Source organism: Nocardia salmonicida (genome assembly GCF_036142455.1).
GTDB lineage: Bacteria > Actinomycetota > Actinomycetes > Mycobacteriales > Mycobacteriaceae > Nocardia > Nocardia salmonicida.
This window is the reverse complement of sequence record NZ_CP108014.1, coordinates 7,183,158-7,199,439: the sequence shown is the minus strand read 5'-3', so window position 1 is coordinate 7,199,439 and position 16,282 is coordinate 7,183,158. Positions and strand designations below refer to the sequence as shown.

18 protein-coding genes are annotated in these 16,282 nt (G+C 67.3%); 8 read left to right on the top strand and 10 right to left on the bottom strand.

Features of this window, described 5'->3' with window-relative positions; genetic code table 11:
* Window positions 1-82: 82 nt before the first annotated feature.
* The 3 genes from OHS03_RS33545 to OHS03_RS33535 all read right to left on the bottom strand — a co-directional run bounded on the left by OHS03_RS33545 (window position 83) and on the right by OHS03_RS33535 (window position 2,700).
* The gene (locus OHS03_RS33545; protein ID WP_056819164.1) at window positions 83-1,243 is read right to left on the bottom strand and encodes an acyl-CoA dehydrogenase; all 1,161 of its coding nucleotides are present in this window, start codon (window positions 1,241-1,243) and stop codon (window positions 83-85) included.
* A gap of 174 nt (window positions 1,244-1,417) precedes the next feature.
* On the bottom strand, window positions 1,418-2,077 hold the full coding sequence (locus OHS03_RS33540) for a TetR family transcriptional regulator (RefSeq protein ID WP_328659545.1): 660 nt from the start codon (window positions 2,075-2,077) through the stop codon (window positions 1,418-1,420).
* A 35-nt stretch (window positions 2,078-2,112) separates the two neighbouring features.
* Window positions 2,113-2,700, bottom strand: a complete 588-nt coding sequence (locus OHS03_RS33535; RefSeq protein WP_328659543.1) for a TetR/AcrR family transcriptional regulator — start codon at window positions 2,698-2,700, stop codon at window positions 2,113-2,115.
* 196 nt (window positions 2,701-2,896) lie between these two features.
* On the opposite strand from OHS03_RS33535, the gene OHS03_RS33530 reads away from it, so the two are divergent.
* Window positions 2,897-3,724: an alpha/beta fold hydrolase gene (locus OHS03_RS33530; protein WP_328659542.1), complete on the top strand. Its 828-nt coding sequence runs from the start codon at window positions 2,897-2,899 to the stop codon at window positions 3,722-3,724.
* A 14-nt stretch (window positions 3,725-3,738) separates the two neighbouring features.
* Complete coding sequence (locus OHS03_RS33525) at window positions 3,739-4,569, top strand: alpha/beta fold hydrolase (protein WP_328659540.1); 831 nt, start codon at window positions 3,739-3,741, stop codon at window positions 4,567-4,569.
* A gap of 44 nt (window positions 4,570-4,613) precedes the next feature.
* Here the strand turns inward: OHS03_RS33525 and purE are convergent, their stop codons facing one another.
* Window positions 4,614-5,120, bottom strand: a complete 507-nt coding sequence (gene purE / locus OHS03_RS33520) for a 5-(carboxyamino)imidazole ribonucleotide mutase (RefSeq protein ID WP_328659539.1) — start codon at window positions 5,118-5,120, stop codon at window positions 4,614-4,616.
* 43 nt (window positions 5,121-5,163) lie between these two features.
* On the bottom strand, window positions 5,164-6,387 hold the full coding sequence (locus OHS03_RS33515; RefSeq protein WP_328659537.1) for a 5-(carboxyamino)imidazole ribonucleotide synthase: 1,224 nt from the start codon (window positions 6,385-6,387) through the stop codon (window positions 5,164-5,166).
* Between the two features lie 39 nt (window positions 6,388-6,426).
* On the opposite strand from OHS03_RS33515, the gene OHS03_RS33510 reads away from it, so the two are divergent.
* Window positions 6,427-6,975 (top strand): GtrA family protein, encoded by a 549-nt coding sequence (locus tag OHS03_RS33510; protein ID WP_062984364.1) that lies wholly within the window; start codon window positions 6,427-6,429, stop codon window positions 6,973-6,975.
* Between the two features lies 1 nt (window position 6,976).
* Here OHS03_RS33510 and OHS03_RS33505 read toward each other — a convergent pair whose 3' ends face one another.
* From OHS03_RS33505 to OHS03_RS33495, 3 genes are all read right to left on the bottom strand, one after another.
* The gene (locus OHS03_RS33505; RefSeq protein ID WP_328659535.1) at window positions 6,977-8,284 is read right to left on the bottom strand and encodes a sensor histidine kinase; all 1,308 of its coding nucleotides are present in this window, start codon (window positions 8,282-8,284) and stop codon (window positions 6,977-6,979) included.
* A gap of 6 nt (window positions 8,285-8,290) precedes the next feature.
* Window positions 8,291-8,989, bottom strand: coding sequence for a response regulator transcription factor (locus tag OHS03_RS33500; RefSeq protein ID WP_056818039.1), 699 nt, complete (start codon window positions 8,987-8,989; stop codon window positions 8,291-8,293).
* A gap of 69 nt (window positions 8,990-9,058) precedes the next feature.
* The gene (locus tag OHS03_RS33495) at window positions 9,059-9,592 is read right to left on the bottom strand and encodes a PH domain-containing protein (protein ID WP_056818042.1); all 534 of its coding nucleotides are present in this window, start codon (window positions 9,590-9,592) and stop codon (window positions 9,059-9,061) included.
* Between the two features lie 127 nt (window positions 9,593-9,719).
* Between OHS03_RS33495 and OHS03_RS33490 the strand changes: the two genes are divergently transcribed.
* A complete protein-coding gene (locus OHS03_RS33490; RefSeq protein ID WP_328659534.1) occupies window positions 9,720-10,688 on the top strand; it encodes an acyl-ACP desaturase in 969 nt (322 codons plus the stop codon).
* Window positions 10,689-10,724: 36 nt separating this feature from the next.
* Here OHS03_RS33490 and OHS03_RS33485 read toward each other — a convergent pair whose 3' ends face one another.
* Window positions 10,725-11,513 (bottom strand): biotin--[acetyl-CoA-carboxylase] ligase, encoded by a 789-nt coding sequence (locus OHS03_RS33485; RefSeq protein WP_328659531.1) that lies wholly within the window; start codon window positions 11,511-11,513, stop codon window positions 10,725-10,727.
* A gap of 123 nt (window positions 11,514-11,636) precedes the next feature.
* Here OHS03_RS33485 and OHS03_RS33480 point away from each other — a divergent pair, with 123 nt between their 5' ends.
* The 3 genes from OHS03_RS33480 (at window position 11,637) to OHS03_RS33470 (ending at window position 14,393) form a co-directional block, all read left to right on the top strand.
* On the top strand, window positions 11,637-13,277 hold the full coding sequence (locus OHS03_RS33480) for an acyl-CoA carboxylase subunit beta (protein WP_056818048.1): 1,641 nt from the start codon (window positions 11,637-11,639) through the stop codon (window positions 13,275-13,277).
* Window positions 13,278-13,406: 129 nt separating this feature from the next.
* Window positions 13,407-13,736: an acyl-CoA carboxylase epsilon subunit gene (locus OHS03_RS33475; protein WP_328659529.1), complete on the top strand. Its 330-nt coding sequence runs from the start codon at window positions 13,407-13,409 to the stop codon at window positions 13,734-13,736.
* Window positions 13,737-13,757: 21 nt separating this feature from the next.
* Entirely contained in the window at window positions 13,758-14,393 is a 636-nt protein-coding gene (locus tag OHS03_RS33470) for a Maf family protein (RefSeq protein ID WP_328659527.1), read from the top strand.
* On the opposite strand, the gene OHS03_RS33465 is transcribed toward OHS03_RS33470, so the two are convergent.
* Entirely contained in the window at window positions 14,319-15,083 is a 765-nt protein-coding gene (locus OHS03_RS33465) for a helix-turn-helix transcriptional regulator (protein ID WP_056818054.1), read from the bottom strand. The genes OHS03_RS33470 and OHS03_RS33465 overlap by 75 nt on opposite strands.
* A 148-nt stretch (window positions 15,084-15,231) precedes the next feature.
* Here OHS03_RS33465 and OHS03_RS33460 point away from each other — a divergent pair, with 148 nt between their 5' ends.
* The gene (locus OHS03_RS33460; RefSeq protein WP_056819169.1) at window positions 15,232-16,122 is read left to right on the top strand and encodes a sulfurtransferase; all 891 of its coding nucleotides are present in this window, start codon (window positions 15,232-15,234) and stop codon (window positions 16,120-16,122) included.
* Window positions 16,123-16,282 lie beyond the last annotated feature (160 nt).

Below are 16,282 nucleotides of genomic sequence, written 5' to 3'. Positions count from 1 at the left end.
GACCGGGTGTTCCGGCCTACCCGCCCCGCACGGCCGGGCCGAGGGGAAGTAGGCGAAGTGGAACACCCGGTCGCTGCGGGAACTAGCCCTTGAGCAGGTTGCGAGCCATCACCAGACGCTGGATCTGGTTGGTGCCCTCGTAGATCTGGGTGATCTTCGCGTCGCGCATCATGCGCTCGACCGGGAAGTCGGTGGTGTAGCCGGCGCCGCCGAAGAGCTGGACGGCGTTGGTGGTGACCTCCATGGCCACGTCCGAGGCGAAGCACTTGGCGGCGGCGGAGATGAAGCCGAGGTTCTTCTCGCCACGCTCGGCGCGGGCGGCCGAGGTGTAGACCATCAGGCGCGCGGCTTCGATCTTCATGGCCATGTCGGCCAGCATGAACTCGGTGTTCTGGAAGCTGGCGATGGTCTTGCCGAACTGCTTGCGATCCTTGGTGTAGGCGATCGCGGCGTCGAGCGCGCCCTGGGCCAGGCCGACGGCCTGCGCGCCGATGGTCGGGCGGGTATGGTCGAGGGTCTGCAGCGCGGTCTTGAAACCGGTGCCGGGCTCGCCGACGATGCGGTCGCCGGGGATGCGGCAGTTCTCGAAGTACAGCTCGGCGGTGGGCGAACCCTTGATGCCCAGCTTGTGCTCGAGCGGGCCGACCACGAAGCCCTCGTCGTCCTTGTGGACCAGGAACGAGGAGATGCCGTTGGCGCCCTTGTCGGCGTCGGTCACGGCCATCACCGTGTACCAGGAGGACTTGCCGCCGTTGGTGATCCAGCACTTGGAGCCGTTGAGGATCCAGTCGTCGCCGTCGGCCTTGGCGCGGGTGCGCATCGCGGCGGCATCGGAGCCGGCCTCACGCTCGGACAGGGCGTAGGAAGCCATCTCGCCGTTGACGATGTCGGCGAGGACCTTGGCCTTGAGCTCTTCGGAGCCGTTGAGGATCAGGCCCATGGTGCCGAGCTTGTTCACAGCGGGGATCAGCGAGGAGGAGCCACAGACGCGGGCCACTTCCTCGATCACGATACAAGTGGCGACCGAGTCGGCGCCCTGGCCGCCGTAGGCCTCCGGCACGTGCACGGCGTTGAAGCCCGCGGCGTTGAGCGCGGTGAGCGCCTCCTCGGGGAAGCGGGCGTTGCCGTCGACGTCCTTGGCGTAAGGAGCGATCTCCTTCTCGGCGAGGCCGCGGATGGCACCGCGCAGCTCGTCGTGGAAGTCCTCGAGCTTGAACAGGTCGAAATCGGGGTTTCCAGCCATCGGGGGCACACTCCTGGTCGTGGTCGTGATCGCTGCGACGATGCTCACAGCGCGTGGCGCGTCGGCACGCAGTGCCAATCTACCGAGGATTATACGCCCGGCACTCTATCGCTACATGCGGATATATGGGTGGCACTCAGTGTCACTGCTTTCGCGCATCAGCGCGAGCGGCGCTCACAGGTTACCGAGGCGGGCGGTGAGTAGATCGGCCACCTTGCGTGGCGGCATGTCGCGGGGGAACACCGCGAGCACCAGCTCGTCCGGCTCGGTCTGCACGCGTCTGCCGCGCGGGATCATGGCCAGTTCGGTGCGCAGATCCGCCACCGCGGCCCCCGATTCGCCACGAACCATCCGACGCAGCAGGTAGTTGTGCGTGGCGGTGACCGCGGCGGTGTACTGCACGCGGGCGAGGTCGGGCACCTCCGGCAATCGGCCGCGCAGGAACTCGGTGAACAGCCGCTCGTACCGGAACACCGTGACGATCTCACGCTCACGCAACGCGGGCACCCGCCGCACCACCTGATACCGCCGCGCCGCGATGTCACGCCACTGCGTGAACCGCTCGAACACCCCGATCACGGCCTCGCAGATCGCTTCCCACGGATCACCCCCAACCCCTTCGAGGAACTCCTGCGCCGAGGCCAGCTGGAACTCGTGATCGGCGAAGATCACATCCTCTTTGGACCGGAACTGCCGAAAGAACGTCCGCCGCGAGATCCCCGCCGCCACCGCGATCTCATCCACCGTCGTCGCCTCGTACCCCCGCTCGGCGAACAACCGCAACGCCTGATCAACCACCGTAAGCCGAAACTGCGCCGCGTCATCGTGTGCCACGGGGGTCAACCGTAGTCACTGCCATGTGGCGGGATTCAGGCAGGCGAACGCGGCGGCGACTGTGCGGTGAATGCGGCGACCAGTTGCGCCATGCCGCCGACGACCTGGTCAGGCGACCTACCGCTCGCGAGACGGCGCAGCTGGAGGCCGACCAACGTCGCGACCGCCAGCGGCGCCGCCGAGTCGGCGTCGGCGACACCGAGTGCGCGCAGGATCGACACGGCGAGGCGGTCGTAGGTATCGAAGAATTCAGCGGTCGCGGCATGCAGGGCCGGATACCTGGCGGCTTGGACGAAGAGTTCGAACCACGCGAGGTGGTCGCCGCCGAAGTCGGTATCGGTGACGATGCCGCCGAGGATCTCACCCGCCTGAGCCAGATCGATCTCGCCCGTGGCGGCACGGTCTGCGAGCTGCGTGAATTTGACGGTCTCCGCGGCGACGAAGGCGCCCATACCCGCCTCGACGAGGTCGCGCTGGGTCGAGAAATGGTAGGTGAGGGTGCCCAGCGAGATACCCGCCTCGGCGGCGATCCGCCGATTGGTCACCGCTGCCGCGCCGTCGGCTCCCATGATTCGAACGACTGCCCGGATTATGCGCTCTCGAGTGGGCTCAGCCTGTGACATGGGTCTCTCTTCCCGCGACCGCTCATGCCGCGCTATCGTTGATTCGTTCGTTCGAACGAACGATAGCAAAGGATCGGAGCACTCGATGGCCGTAGCCGTCCAGCCCACCCCCTTTCGGCAGGCGCGATTCCGGGATCTTCCAGCCGGACCCGCCCGCCCACATTCCTTTCTCCAGCTACCCGCAGTGGATCTGCCGATGAACTCCGCCCGATACGGGCGGATTCGCATTCGATACCGCACCACCGGAACCGGGCCGCCCTTGCTGCTGATCCACGGGCTGATGACCACGTCCTACTCGTGGCGATACATCATGGCCGAACTCGGCGAACATTTTCGTGTGGTGGCGGTCGACCTGCCCGGCTGCGGCGGCAGTGACGCGCCCGCGGATGCGACGTTTCGTTCCGCCGAGATCGGCGAATGGCTCGGCGAGTTCCAGCGCGCCCTCGGCATCGAAGGGTGTGCGGTGGCGGGTAATTCGCTCGGCGGTGTGCCGGTGCTACACCGCGCGCTCGCCGACCCCGATTCGTTCCGGAAGGTGGTGATCCTGCATTCGCCGCTACTGCCGGAAATCAAGCATCGCGCGCTCGCCGTAGCCATGGCGGTGCCCGGCGTCGCCACCGGGCTCGCGGCATATGTGCGAAGACAGCCGTACCGGTGGGCACACCATCGCACGCACTATTTCGACGAGACCGTGAAGTCGCTGGAGGAAGCGGGCGAATACGGTTCCGCGCTAGCGAGTGCCGCGGGCTCGCGAGCCTTCGTACGGCATCTGCGCGACGGCCTTCGCCCCGACGACCTGGCCGCTCTCGGTCGCGCCCTCGGCGAACTGACCAGCTTCCCGGTACCGCTGCTCGCCGTCTACGGCACCGAACCCGACCCGATCGTGTCGCCACGGGTAGCCGACACCCTCGCCGCCCGCCTGCCGTCCGCGCGAATGGTGCGCGTCGACCGGAGCTCCCATTTCGTCCAGGTCGACCGACCCGACGCTGTCGTCGACACCATCGTCGAGTTCCTGCACCCATGAAAAGGACTGTGGCCATGGCTTCTCTCACGAACGAATCGGCCGATCGGATCCTGGATCTCACACACGGCCCCGTGCATGTGCGTGTGGACGGACCGGCGGAGGGAACACCGTTGCTGTTGATCCACGGCTCACCGTGCTCACTGGAATGGTTCGATCAACTCGCCGCGCTGATGCGCGACAGCTTTCGCATCGTGCGCGTCGACCTGCGCGGGCACGGTGCGACAGGCGGCCGGGAGCGACTCGGGCGTGCGGACCAGGTCGCGATGGTCACCGAAGTGCTCGATCACCTGGGTATCGCCGAGATCGCCGCGGTAGCGCACTCCTTCGGCACCGATATTCCGATCGATCTGGCCGCGGCAGGCCGGGCGCGTGCTGTCGTACTGATCGACCAAGCCCCCGACTTCCGTTGCGCGACCTATCCTCCCGGACTCGTCGCGGTCTCGGGTCCGTCGCTGATCGCGATCGCGCAGAGGGCGCCCGCGTTCGCAGTCCGGCTCGGTTCGCGACAGGGTTTCGCGCCGGGGTTCCGGTACGCCTCGGTACCCGGATTCGCCGACATCGTGGTGCGCGATTTCCGCGGCTTCACCCCGTCGATGGGCCGGATCGCGCTGGTCGACCGAGCGCGAGAACTGGCTGCCGACCCGCTGGACGAACGGATCAAGCGGCTGGACGTCCCCGTGCTCGCGATCCATGGCCGCGAGGACCGGATGTACGCCTGCGCACCCTCGATCGCCCGCTACTCCGCAGCGGGCGCACACACCGCGATCATCGAGAACGCCGGGCATTCCCCACACGTCGAAGCACCGCGAGCCGTGGTCACCGTCCTGCGGGAGTTCTTCGGCTGATCGCCGCGGCGAGGTGCTCGGCGCTATCGACCAGGCGCACCTCGTCAGCCCAGCAGTTTGTTGCGCAGGGCTTCGTCCTTTTCCAGAACCATCGTTTCGAGGCCGGCCTGGAACTGTTCCATGCGGGTGCGCAGTGCTGGGTCGGCGGCGGCGAGGATGCGGACGGCGAGTAGGCCCGCGTTGCGGGCGCCGCCGATGGAGACGGTGGCGACCGGGACGCCTGCGGGCATCTGGACGATCGAGAGCAGGGAGTCCATGCCGTCGAGGTATTTCAGGGGGACGGGGACGCCGATGACCGGGAGGGGGGTGGCCGAGGCGACCATGCCGGGGAGGTGGGCGGCGCCGCCCGCGCCCGCGATGATCACCTGCAGGCCGCGACCGGCCGCTTCGCGGGCGTAGTCGAGCATGCGCTGGGGAGTGCGGTGGGCGGAGACGACGCCGACCTCGAAGCGGATGCCGAATTCGGCGAGTGCCTCAGCCGCTGCTTCCATGGTTGGCCAGTCGGAGTCGCTGCCCATGATCAGGCCGACCTGGGGTCCGTTGGTGCTCACGTGGGTTCCTTAAGTGGTCGAAAGCGTTGTGGTGGAAACGGTTTCACGCCCCGTGCGGGTCCCAACCATCGGTCCAGACGGCGTGCGACATCCAGTGCGCGGCCCGCTCGGCCTTGTCGCGCACCTCGGTGACGTCGTCGCCGAGGATGTTGATGTGGCCGATCTTGCGGTCGGGGCGCTCACCCTTGCCGTAGAGGTGAACCTTGGCCTCCGGCAGGCGGGCGAACAGGTGGTGCAGGCGTTCGTCCATCGACATCTCGGGCGCTTGCGCCGCACCGAGGATGTTCGCCATCACCGTCACCGGCGCGAGGGGGCTGGTGTCGCCGAGCGGGTAGTCCAGGACCGCGCGCAGGTGCTGCTCGAACTGGCCGGTGCGGGCACCGTCCATGCCCCAGTGACCGGAGTTGTGCGGGCGCATCGCGAGCTCGTTCACCAGGAGTTCGCCGTCGTGGGTTTCGAACAGCTCGACAGCCATGACACCCACCACACCGAGACCGGCGGCCAGCTCCAGCGCCATGGTCTCGGCGCGTGCGGCCAGGTCCTCGTCCAGATCCTGGGCGGGGGCGATCACCACGGCGCACTGACCGTTGCGCTGCACGGTCTCCACGACCGGCCACGTCGCGGCCTGCCCGAACGGCGAACGCGCGACCATCGCCGACAGCTCACGCTTCAAGTCGACCTTCGACTCGGCCAGCAACTGCACACCGTGTGCGAGCTGGTCGGTGACCAGCCGGGTGGCCTCGGCGGCATCGGCGGGCATCCAGACGCCGCGGCCGTCGTAACCGCCGCGCACGGCCTTCAGCACGAACGGCCAGCCGTGCTCGTCGCCGAACGCCACCGCCTCCGCGGGCGCGTTCACCTCGACGAACGCGGGCACCGGCAGACCGAGCGAGGACAGCTTCGTCCGCATGGCCAGCTTGTCCTGGGCGAAGATCAGCGCCTGCGGCGGCGGCGCCACGTTCACGCCCTCGGCGACCAGCACGTCGAGGTGCTCGGTCGGCACGTGCTCATGGTCGAAGGTCAGCGCGTGCGAGCCGTTGGCGGCTCTGCGCAGCGCCGACAGGTCGTTGTGGCTGCCGAGCACGACGTCGGGGGTGACCTGGGCGGCCGGGTCGTCGGGCCGCTCGGCGAGCACCCGTAGACGCTGGCCGAGGGCGATCGCGGCCTGGTGCGTCATGCGCGCGAGCTGGCCTCCACCGACCATCGTGACGGTGGGCATGGCTGACGGATCGAATGAACGTGCACTCACGTTGTGCAATGCTGTCATGTCGAATGCGAATGTTCGCGACCGGTACACTCGGAACTCGTGTCAATCGTCGACGACGTGGTCAGCGTCCTTCCCCCGCGCCTTCGCGAAACCGCGATCAGGCATAAAGAGCTGATCAAGTTCGCCATCGTCGGGGCGACGACGTTCGTGATCGACAGCGGTCTGTTCTACCTCCTGAAATGGACGGTTCTCTCGGATAAGCCGATCACCGCCAAGATCATCTCGGGCGTGGTGGCGGTAATCGCGTCCTACATCCTCAACCGAGAATGGTCATTCAAGAACCGCGGCGGGCGAGATAAGCATCACGAGGCGCTGCTGTTCTTCGGAGTGAGCGGGATCGGGGTGATCCTGAGCAATATCCCGCTGTGGATCTCGATCTATGTGCTCGATCTGCGCCAACCCCATGTGAGCTTCCTCGTAGAGAACATCGCCGATTTCGTCAGCGCTTTCGTGATCGGCAATCTGCTGCAGATGGCGTTCCGGTTCTGGGCGATGCGGCGCTGGGTGTTCCCCGACGAGATCGACGACATCGTCGCCGAACTCGAGGTCTTGGTCGAAGGGGAACAGGAACCTCTCGGCCAGAGCTGAGTCAGCGCGGCTCGGTCAGCGTCGCGTTCTGCGGCCGGTTGAGCTTGGAACCGAGGAACACCGCGAACAGCGCCGGACGGCGACGCTGCAGTTCGAGACGACCACCGTCGGCCTCGACCAGCGCGCGGGCCAGCGCGAGACCGACGCCGGTCGATCCGCCGGCGGAGAAACCACGATCGAAGATGTGCGGTGCGAGTTCATCGCGCACCCCCTCGCCCTCGTCGGACACTTCCACACAGATCAGCGGGTCGCGCGAACTCATCGTCGGGACCGTGCGCACCGAGATCGTGCAGGTGCCCGCGCCGTGCATCAGGGCATTGTCGACCAGCACCGCGACGGCCTCGCGCAACCGCGAGCCGGTGATCGGGGCCCGCAGGGATTCGTCGCCGAGCAGGAGCAGTTCGCGCCCGGTCTCGTGGAACGGATGGGTCCACTCGGTGACGACACCGCGCAATTCCGCCATCACCGGGACCGGATCGCGGTCGGTGGCGTCTTCGTCGCGGGAGGCGCGGACCAGGTCGTCGATGGCCTCGGTGAGCCGGTCGACCTGCGCCATCGCCTCCTCGGCCTCGTGCACCACCTCGGGGTCGGCATGGGTGGACAGCTCGTCCAGGCGCAGCCGAACGGCGGTCAGCCGGCTGCGTAGCTGGTGGGAAACGTCGGCCACCAGCGCGTGCTCGCGTTGCAGGCGGCCCGCGATCTCGACGGTCGCCGAATCGAGCACGTCGGAGACCCGGTCGAGTTCGGCGATGCCGTGGCGGCGCGGATCGGGCCGGAAGTCGCCCATCGCCAGCCGGGCGGCCCTCGCGGCCACATCGCGCAGCGGATCGGCGACCCGACGCGCGGTCACCACGGCGACCGAGAACGCCGCACCGAGTGAGGCGAGCACGGCCAGCGCCACCGCGGCCACCGCCTGCTCCTGCCTCGAATGCATCGGCCCGGCGGGCACCTCGAGCCGCAGTGAACCGGAGGTGCCCATCGACAGCGATTCGACCAGCGGATCGGTGACCTCCCCGACACCGACATCGGTGCGCGCGGCATTGTCGTCCGGGGTGGGATAGACGATCGTGAGCTTGCCGCCCTCGGGGACCAACGCGCTCATGGCGCGTATGTCGAGGCCGTCGTGGACGGTCCCGTCGACGCGTTCCTGGGCGATCACCTCGGTCGAGATCCGTTCCAGGCGACTCTGCAGATCGTTGCGGGTGATGTCTTCGACCCACAGCCAGGCGGTGTAGATCAACGGCACGCCGAGCACCACCGTGGTGATGGTCAGCACGGTCAGGATCGAACGCAGGATGCGACGGCGCACGGCCCGTCAGCCTCGGTGCGAGGTGGGTCCGTCGGTGTTGAGCCGGAACCCGACACCGCGCACGGTGACGATGCGACGCTCGGCCATCGGGCCCTCGTCGCCGATCTTGCGACGCAACCAGGACATGTGCATGTCGAGTGTTTTGGAACCGCGCAGGTCGGCATCGCCCCAGACCTCGCGCAGGATGGTCTCGCGCGCCACCACCTGACCGGCCCGGTCGATGAGCACCTTGAGCAGCTCGTATTCCTTGTTGGCCAGGTTCACCTCGGCCCCGTTGACCAGTACGCGCCGCGCGGCGGGTTCGAGCCGGATGGCGCCGACCTCCACGGCGTCGTCACCGATTCCGCTGCGCCGCAACAGAGCTCGCACGCGGGCCAGCAGCTCGGCCAGGCGGAACGGTTTGCCCACATAGTCGTCGGCGCCTGCGTCGAGGCCGACGACGAAGTCGACCTCGTCGGTGCGGGCGGTGAGCATCAGCACCGCCAGGTCGGCGCCGCTCGCGCGCACCTGCCGACACACCTCGAGCCCGTCCATGCCGGGCAGGCCGAGGTCGAGGATCAGCAGGTCGTGGTTGCCCTCGAGCGCGCGGCGCAACACCGCCGGACCGAAGCGCTCGACGGTGACGGTGTAGCCCTCACGCCCCAGTGCACGCGACAGGGGTGCGGCGATCGCCTCGTCGTCTTCGGCCAGCAGTACAGCGGTCATCTGCACAGGTTATGCGAAACCTCCGCCTGCGCTCCGGCCATGCGCAGCTGAGGAACGCCGCGCGTCGGCTCACCGGTATCCGCCACCCCAGTGTTGCTCGTTGGCGGAACGTCCCGCCTCGAACACCTGGTGATAGAGCAGCGAGTGGACCTGCTGCACCTGGGGCACGTCGTCGTATTCGAGCGGCTCCTCCGACGAGGAACCGATGATCAGCGTGCCGGTGCCGAGCGCCCGGTCGAGGAGACCGTGGCGGAACTGCACACTGGAGATGCGGCTGAGCGGGATATCGATGCCGGTATGGGTGAGCACGCCCTGGCGCACCAGCACCCGCCGTCCGGTGACGATGAAATGCGTCGACTTCCAGGCGATCACGCGCGCGACGACCCGCCAGGCGATCAGCCCGAGCCAGGCGAGGCCGAGCAGGATCAGCAGCACCGTGCGGACGTGACCGGTGGTATTGCGCCAAGCCAAGCCGCCGAGGAAACCGGCGACCGCGGTCCCGACGATAAGAGTGACGATGGGCCACACCAACATTTTCCAGTGCGGGTGGCGGTGCAGGATCAACTGCTCGTCGGGCGCGAGGACATCCTCCGGGTAACCCATGATGTGACAGTACCGCGCTGGCACACCGCATTTCTCGATGCCACGGCCGAGGCGATACTGTGGATTACACGCTAGATGCCAGGTTTTGCCCATATCTGCTTGCTCGACACCGACAGTGGAGGCACGCGTGACCGAAGATCTGACTCAGCTCGAAATCCTCACGGCCCTCGAACCAGTGGCCGAACAGAACCTCAACCGGCACCTTTCCATCGCCAAGGACTGGAATCCGCACGATTACGTTCCGTGGGAGGAAGGCCGCAATTTCGCCGCCATGGGCGGAAGCGATTGGGAGCCATCACAATCGAGGCTCACCGACGTCGCCAAGGCGGCGATGATCACCAATCTGCTCACCGAGGACAATCTGCCGTCCTATCACCGTGAGATCGCCGAGAACTTCTCGCTCGACGGCGCGTGGGGCACCTGGGTGGGCCGCTGGACCGCCGAGGAGAACCGCCACGGCATCGTGATCCGCGACTATCTCGTCGTCACCCGCGGCGTCGACCCGGTGGCGCTGGAAGAAGCGCGGATGGTCCACATGACCCAGGGCGCGCACGCACCGGCGAACTGGGGTGGATTCCTGGTCAACGTCGCGTATGTGACGTTCCAGGAACTGGCCACCCGGGTGAGCCACCGCAATACCGGCCGCGTGTGCGACGACCCGATCGCCGACAAGATGCTGGCCCGCGTCGCCACCGACGAGAACCTGCACATGATCTTCTATCGCAATCTGTGCGCGGCGGCTCTCGATCTCGCGCCGGACCAGGCGATGCCGGCGATCACCAAGGTGCTCACCAACTTCCAGATGCCGGGCGCGGGCATGCCCAACTGGCGGCGCAACGGCGTGCTGATGGCCAAGCACGGCATCTACGACCTGCGCCAGCACCTCGACGAGGTGGTGCGTCCGGTGCTCAAGCAGTGGAACGTCTTCGAGCGCAACGATTTCGGTGCGCGCGGTGAGGCCGCGCGCGATGAACTCGCACTGTTCATCGACACGTTGGAGAAGGACGTCCTGCGGTTCGAGGAGCAGCGCGACCGGTTGCTCGCGCGCGAGCGCGAGGTGGCCGAGCGTGCGACGGCGGGTTCGGCCGCACGCTGACCCCGTGCCGGCGACGGGCCCGGTTCGGGCCCGTCGTCAGTACTGTCCGCGCAGGTGGGACACGTCGCCCGCCGACACAGCCCGCTCGCCGATGAGCAGCCGTCCGGTGTCGTCGACGCCGGAGGCCACCCCGGTGAGCACCGTCCCGCCGGGCAGTTCGGCGCGCACCTCGATCCCGATGGTGGCGCACCGCTCGCGATATTCGGCCACCAGATCGGCGGTTTCCCAGCCTGCCCGCTCCCACGCGGTGAAGCGGCGCGCGAACTCGGTCAGGATCGCCGCGACCAGCGCGGTGCGGTCGATGTCTCGCGCACCGGCCAGGGCCAGCGAAGTCGCGTGCGCGACAGGCAGTTCCGACTCGTCGAGGTCGACATTCATCCCGATGCCGACCACGACCGCGGGCGAGATCCCGGTCGTGGCGACCTCGGCCAGGATGCCCGCGAGCTTGCGGCCGTCGAGCAGAACATCGTTGGGCCACTTCAATTCCGGCGAGATCCCGGCCGTGCCGCGCAGCGCGTCGACCACCGCGATGCCGGTGAGCAACGGCAGCCAGCCGAGGGCGGTGGGGTCGATGCCGGGCAGGCGAACCAGGATCGACAGCGAGATCTGCGCACGGGGCGGACTCACCCAGGCGCGGGCATGTCGACCGCGACCGCTCACCTGTTCCTCGGCGAGCAGCGCCTGACGGTCGGCGGACGGGTCGGCGGCGCGGGCGACCAGATCGGCATTGGTCGATCCGGTCGATTCGACCACATCGATCCGGTCGTAGAACGACAGTCCCTGCGAGCTGCGCAGACCCTGTACATCGATGGGTGCCCTGTTCATTCCGGGGACGTTACTGGAGTTCTCTGTGATCGATCATGACCACACCTAGCTGGGGTTTCTCTACTGGCCGGTAAGCGAGACTGCCGTGGTGCGCGACGGTGTCACTCGTTACACTCGCAACCCATGACGAGTGTCCAGCAGCAGCCCGCATCGGAATCGGCGGGCACCCCCGATATCCACACCACCGCCGGGAAGCTGGCTGATCTGCGGAATCGGCTGGAAGAAGCGCAACACCCGATGGGTGAGGCCGCGGTCGACAAGGTGCACGCCAAGGGCAAGATGACCGCGCGCGAGCGCATCCTCGCGCTGGTCGACGAAGGCTCCTTCGTCGAGCTCGACGCCCTGGCCAAGCACCGCAGCGTGAATTTCGGCCTCGAGCACAACCGCCCGCTCGGTGACGGCGTCGTCACCGGCTACGGCACGATCGACGGCCGCGACGTGTGCATCTTCTCCCAGGACGTCACCGTGTTCGGTGGCTCCCTCGGCGAGGTCTACGGCGAGAAGATCGTCAAGGTGATGGACCTGGCGATCAAGACCGGTCGTCCGCTGGTCGGCATCAACGAGGGCGCCGGCGCGCGCATCCAGGAAGGCGTCGTCTCGCTCGGCCTCTACGGCGAGATCTTCCACCGCAACGTGCAGGCCTCCGGCGTGATCCCACAGATCTCGCTGATCATGGGTGCCGCCGCCGGTGGTCACGTGTACTCCCCCGCGCTCACCGACTTCGTGGTGATGGTCGATCAGACCTCCCAGATGTTCGTCACCGGGCCCGACGTGATCAAGACCGTCACCGGTGAAGAGGTCTCGATGGAGGACCTGGGTGGCGCGCACACCCACATGGTGAAGTCCGGCGTCGCCCACTACGTCGCTTCCGGCGAGCAGGACGCCCTCGACTACGTCAAGGACCTGCTGAGCTACCTACCGAGCAACAACCGCGCCGAGGCCCCGCGCCACGCGCCCACCGACCCGATCAACGGCGCGATCGACGAGTCCCTCACCGACGAGGACATCGAGCTCGACACGATCATCCCGGACTCGCCGAACCAGCCCTACGACATGCACGAGGTCATCCGCCGTCTGCTCGACGACGACGAGTTCCTCGAGGTCCAGGCCGAGCGCGCGATGAACATCATCTGCGGCTTCGGTCGCGTGGACGGCCGCAGCGTCGGCATCGTCGCCAACCAGCCCATGCAGTTCGCCGGCTGCCTCGACATCGACGCCTCGGAGAAGGCCGCACGCTTCGTGCGCACCTGCGACGCCTTCAACGTTCCGATCATCACCCTGGTGGACGTGCCCGGCTTCCTGCCCGGCACCGGCCAGGAATACAACGGCATCATCCGCCGTGGCGCGAAGCTGCTCTACGCCTACGGCGAGGCCACTGTGGGAAAGATCACGATCATCACTCGCAAGGCTTACGGCGGCGCCTACGACGTCATGGGTTCCAAGCACATGGGTGCCGATGTGAACCTGGCGTGGCCGACCGCTCAGATCGCCGTGATGGGCGCCTCCGGCGCCGTCGGCTTCGTCTACCGCAAGCAGCTGGCCGATGCCGCCAAGAACGGCGACGATGTCGATGCGCTGCGCCTCGAGCTGCAGAACGAGTACGAGGACACTCTCGTGAACCCGTACGTCGCCGCCGAGCGCGGATACGTCGACGCGGTCATCCCGCCCTCGCACACCCGTGGCCAGATCGTGTCGGCGCTGCGGCTCCTCGAGCGCAAAATGGTGACCATGCCGCCGAAGAAACACGGCAACATTCCGCTCTGAAAACGCGATATCCCGGATAGGCCGCGCACACTTGTTGTGGAAGACAACTATTGATCAGCGCGGCCACACCGGGAATGATCGCGTCAACCGCGCTGTGAAGCGAAGTAAGTGCAGGAAGGATCTGGCACTGTGACAACTGTGGCAGAAGAAGACGTGCTGACAGTCGCCGAGCTCGAGCTCGTCGTCGAACCACTCGTCGAAGAAGCCGAACTGTCGGTGGACGCGGCGGTCGAGGCCCCCGTGTCGACCACCGGCGAGCCGATGTTCCGCATTCTCAAGGGTTCGCCCACCGATCAGGACATCGCGGCTCTGGTCGCCGTCCTGAGCGCGGCAACCGCCAACGCGCCCGCCGGTGCATCGAACGGACCGGCCGACGCATGGGGCACATCGACGATGATGCATCGGGGCACCAACCCGTTCTCGCCGTACGTGTACCCGATGCTGTCGCACCTGCGCTGAGGTGACCGAGCTGGTGCTGAGATGACCAGACTGGTTCTGGCATCGGCGTCGCCGGCCCGGCTCGGGATCCTGCGCACCGCGGGCATCGACCCCGTGGTGCGGGTCTCGGGCGTGGACGAGGACGCGGTGTCGGCGGCACTGCCCGCGGACACCTCCACCCATGATGTCGTCGTCGCCTTGGCTCGCGCCAAGGCGGCCGACGTCGCCGCTTCGATTCCCGAACTCGCCGCCGACTGTGTTGTCGTCGGCTGCGATTCGATGCTGCTCGTCGACGGGCAGCTGCAGGGCAAACCGCACACCCCCGAGGTGGCGCGCGAGCGCTGGGCCACGATGGCGGGCCGCAGCGCGGACCTGATCACCGGGCACTGCGTGCTGCGTCTACGCGAGGGCGAGATCGTCGCCGAGTCGGCCGAATGCAGCAGTACCACGGTGCATTTCGCGAAACCGACGCCCGATGAGCTCGATACCTACATCGCGACGGGCGAACCCTTGAAGGTCGCGGGCGCGTTCACTTTGGACGGGCTCGGCGGCTGGTTCGTCGACCGGATCGAGGGCGACCCGTCCAGCGTCATCGGGATCGGATTACCGCTGTTGCGCCGACTGCTCGAAGACGTCGGCGTCGGTGTCACTCAGTTGTGGCGGGATCCGCGGGGCTGACGGCGCGATCACGTGCTGATCCCCCGGCTCCTTGGCCGGGGTGCGGTCGGGCGCGTTCATCGTCAGGTCGAGCCGGGCCGTACACAGCTCGGGCTCGACGAACGGATGCAGCTGCACGTCCACCCGCCCGCGGGCCCCGTTGCGCTCGAGAACCTCCCGCATGAGGCCCATGTGCACACCGCACACCACCTCGGAGTGCGAGCGGGCCAGTTCACGCAGCGGACAGGCGGTCAGGTTGATCTGTACGTGCTCCGGGGTCTCCCCGGCGGGCTCCTTCTCGGGCGCGAACCCGAGCTCCGACATCAGCGACATGGTGATGTCCCTGGCATCGGCGAGGGTCTCCACCTGCTGCGTGCCGACATCCATCCGCGCACCCCACGCGCGGCCCGCGGCCACGGCGGCGGCGGATCGGGCGACCGGATCGGGACCGAGATGGTCGGCCAGTACCTGCGCGAGCTCCTGATAGCCCACCGAGCGCTGCACCGCGCGATAGCCGATACGCGGGCGTCCGCGGCCGCGTGGCGGCTGCTGGAACTGGCGAACCAGCGATTCACGGGTGAGGACATCGAGGTGGAATCGGACGGTGGTGACGTGCTGTCCGGTGATGCGGGCCAGTTCCTGGGCATCGAGGGGCTCGGTGGCGCCACGTAGGATCGCGAGCAGTCGCCGTCGCGGCCAAGAATCGGACATAGCTCACCCCTCCTCTCCAGAGACTTTATCGGACATCCGTGCGCTTTATTCGCCCATTGTGTCGATTCGTGATGTGCCACCACACACTTACCATCGGCTGCGACCACCAAGTGCTCGCACCCGCCCAACTCGCGTGAAGGACCACACCGTGCCCGTCGCCCCGGATCCGCACCCCGCCTTCGGTTCCTACGCAGTCCCGCATCGATTGGTAACCACAGAATGGCTGTCCGCAAACATCGGCGTGCGTGGTTTACGAATCATCGAGTCCAACGATGACATCCTGCTCTACGACATCGGCCATGTCCCGGGCGCGGTCAAGATCGACTGGCGCGGCGACCTGAGCGACCCGGTGACCCGCGATTATGTCGACGGCGAACGCTTCACCGAGCTGATGCGCGCCAAGGGCATCGAGCGCGACGACACCATCGTGATCTACGGCGACCGCGGCAATGCCCAGGCCGCGCACACCGCCTGGATCTTCACGCTGTTCGGCCACGAGGACGTGCGCCTGCTCGACGGCGGCCGCGACGCCTGGATCTCCGAGGAACGCGACACCACCTTCGACCAGCCCTACCCCACCCCCAGCGACTACCCCGAGGTCGTGCGCGACGACTCGACCGCGCGCGCGTTCCGCGAGGAGGTGCTCGGCAGGCTCGGCAAGCCCCTGGTCGACGTGCGTTCGGCGCAGGAGTACTCGGGCGAACTCGAGGACAAGCCGCTCAACCAGGAGTACGCGGCCCTGCGCGGCGGACACGTGCCGACCGCGGTGAACATCCCGTGGACCGCCGCCGCCACGATCGACGGCCGCTTCCGCTCGCGCGCCGACCTCGACGAGGTCTACGGCGCGCTTCCGGCCGACGACCTGGTCGTGTACAGCCGGGTGGGCGAGCGGTCCAGCCACACCTGGTTCGTCCTCACGTTCCTGCTCGGCCGCAGGTCGGTACGCAATTACGACGGTTCGTGGATCGAATGGGGCAACTCGGTGCGGGTACCGATCGCCACGGGCACCGAACCAGGTGTCGCGAATCAGATCATTTGAAACATGTTCACATCACTGGACGCCGCGTAGTGTGACCTGCGACCTACTCGACAGTAGGGCTAGCCGAGTTCGAGCAGGGTTGGCACACTGCCTACACTCGCCCGAGACGAAAGTTGTCGATACCGGGCACGGGGCCTAACCGGCGACCCGTTCCCCGACG

Coding starts and splice junctions, on each gene's coding strand:
- OHS03_RS33465 (WP_056818054.1), bottom strand. CDS start 15,083: ATGTCCGATTCTTGGCCGCGACGGCGACTGCTCGCGATCCTACGTGGC.
- OHS03_RS33545 (WP_056819164.1), bottom strand. CDS start 1,243: ATGGCTGGAAACCCCGATTTCGACCTGTTCAAGCTCGAGGACTTCCAC.
- OHS03_RS33470 (WP_328659527.1), top strand. CDS start 13,758: ATGACCAGACTGGTTCTGGCATCGGCGTCGCCGGCCCGGCTCGGGATC.
- OHS03_RS33500 (WP_056818039.1), bottom strand. CDS start 8,989: ATGACCGCTGTACTGCTGGCCGAAGACGACGAGGCGATCGCCGCACCC.
- OHS03_RS33530 (WP_328659542.1), top strand. CDS start 2,897: ATGAACTCCGCCCGATACGGGCGGATTCGCATTCGATACCGCACCACC.
- OHS03_RS33515 (WP_328659537.1), bottom strand. CDS start 6,387: ATGACAGCATTGCACAACGTGAGTGCACGTTCATTCGATCCGTCAGCC.
- OHS03_RS33495 (WP_056818042.1), bottom strand. CDS start 9,592: ATGGGTTACCCGGAGGATGTCCTCGCGCCCGACGAGCAGTTGATCCTG.
- OHS03_RS33525 (WP_328659540.1), top strand. CDS start 3,739: ATGGCTTCTCTCACGAACGAATCGGCCGATCGGATCCTGGATCTCACA.
- OHS03_RS33535 (WP_328659543.1), bottom strand. CDS start 2,700: ATGTCACAGGCTGAGCCCACTCGAGAGCGCATAATCCGGGCAGTCGTT.
- OHS03_RS33485 (WP_328659531.1), bottom strand. CDS start 11,513: ATGAACAGGGCACCCATCGATGTACAGGGTCTGCGCAGCTCGCAGGGA.
- OHS03_RS33480 (WP_056818048.1), top strand. CDS start 11,637: ATGACGAGTGTCCAGCAGCAGCCCGCATCGGAATCGGCGGGCACCCCC.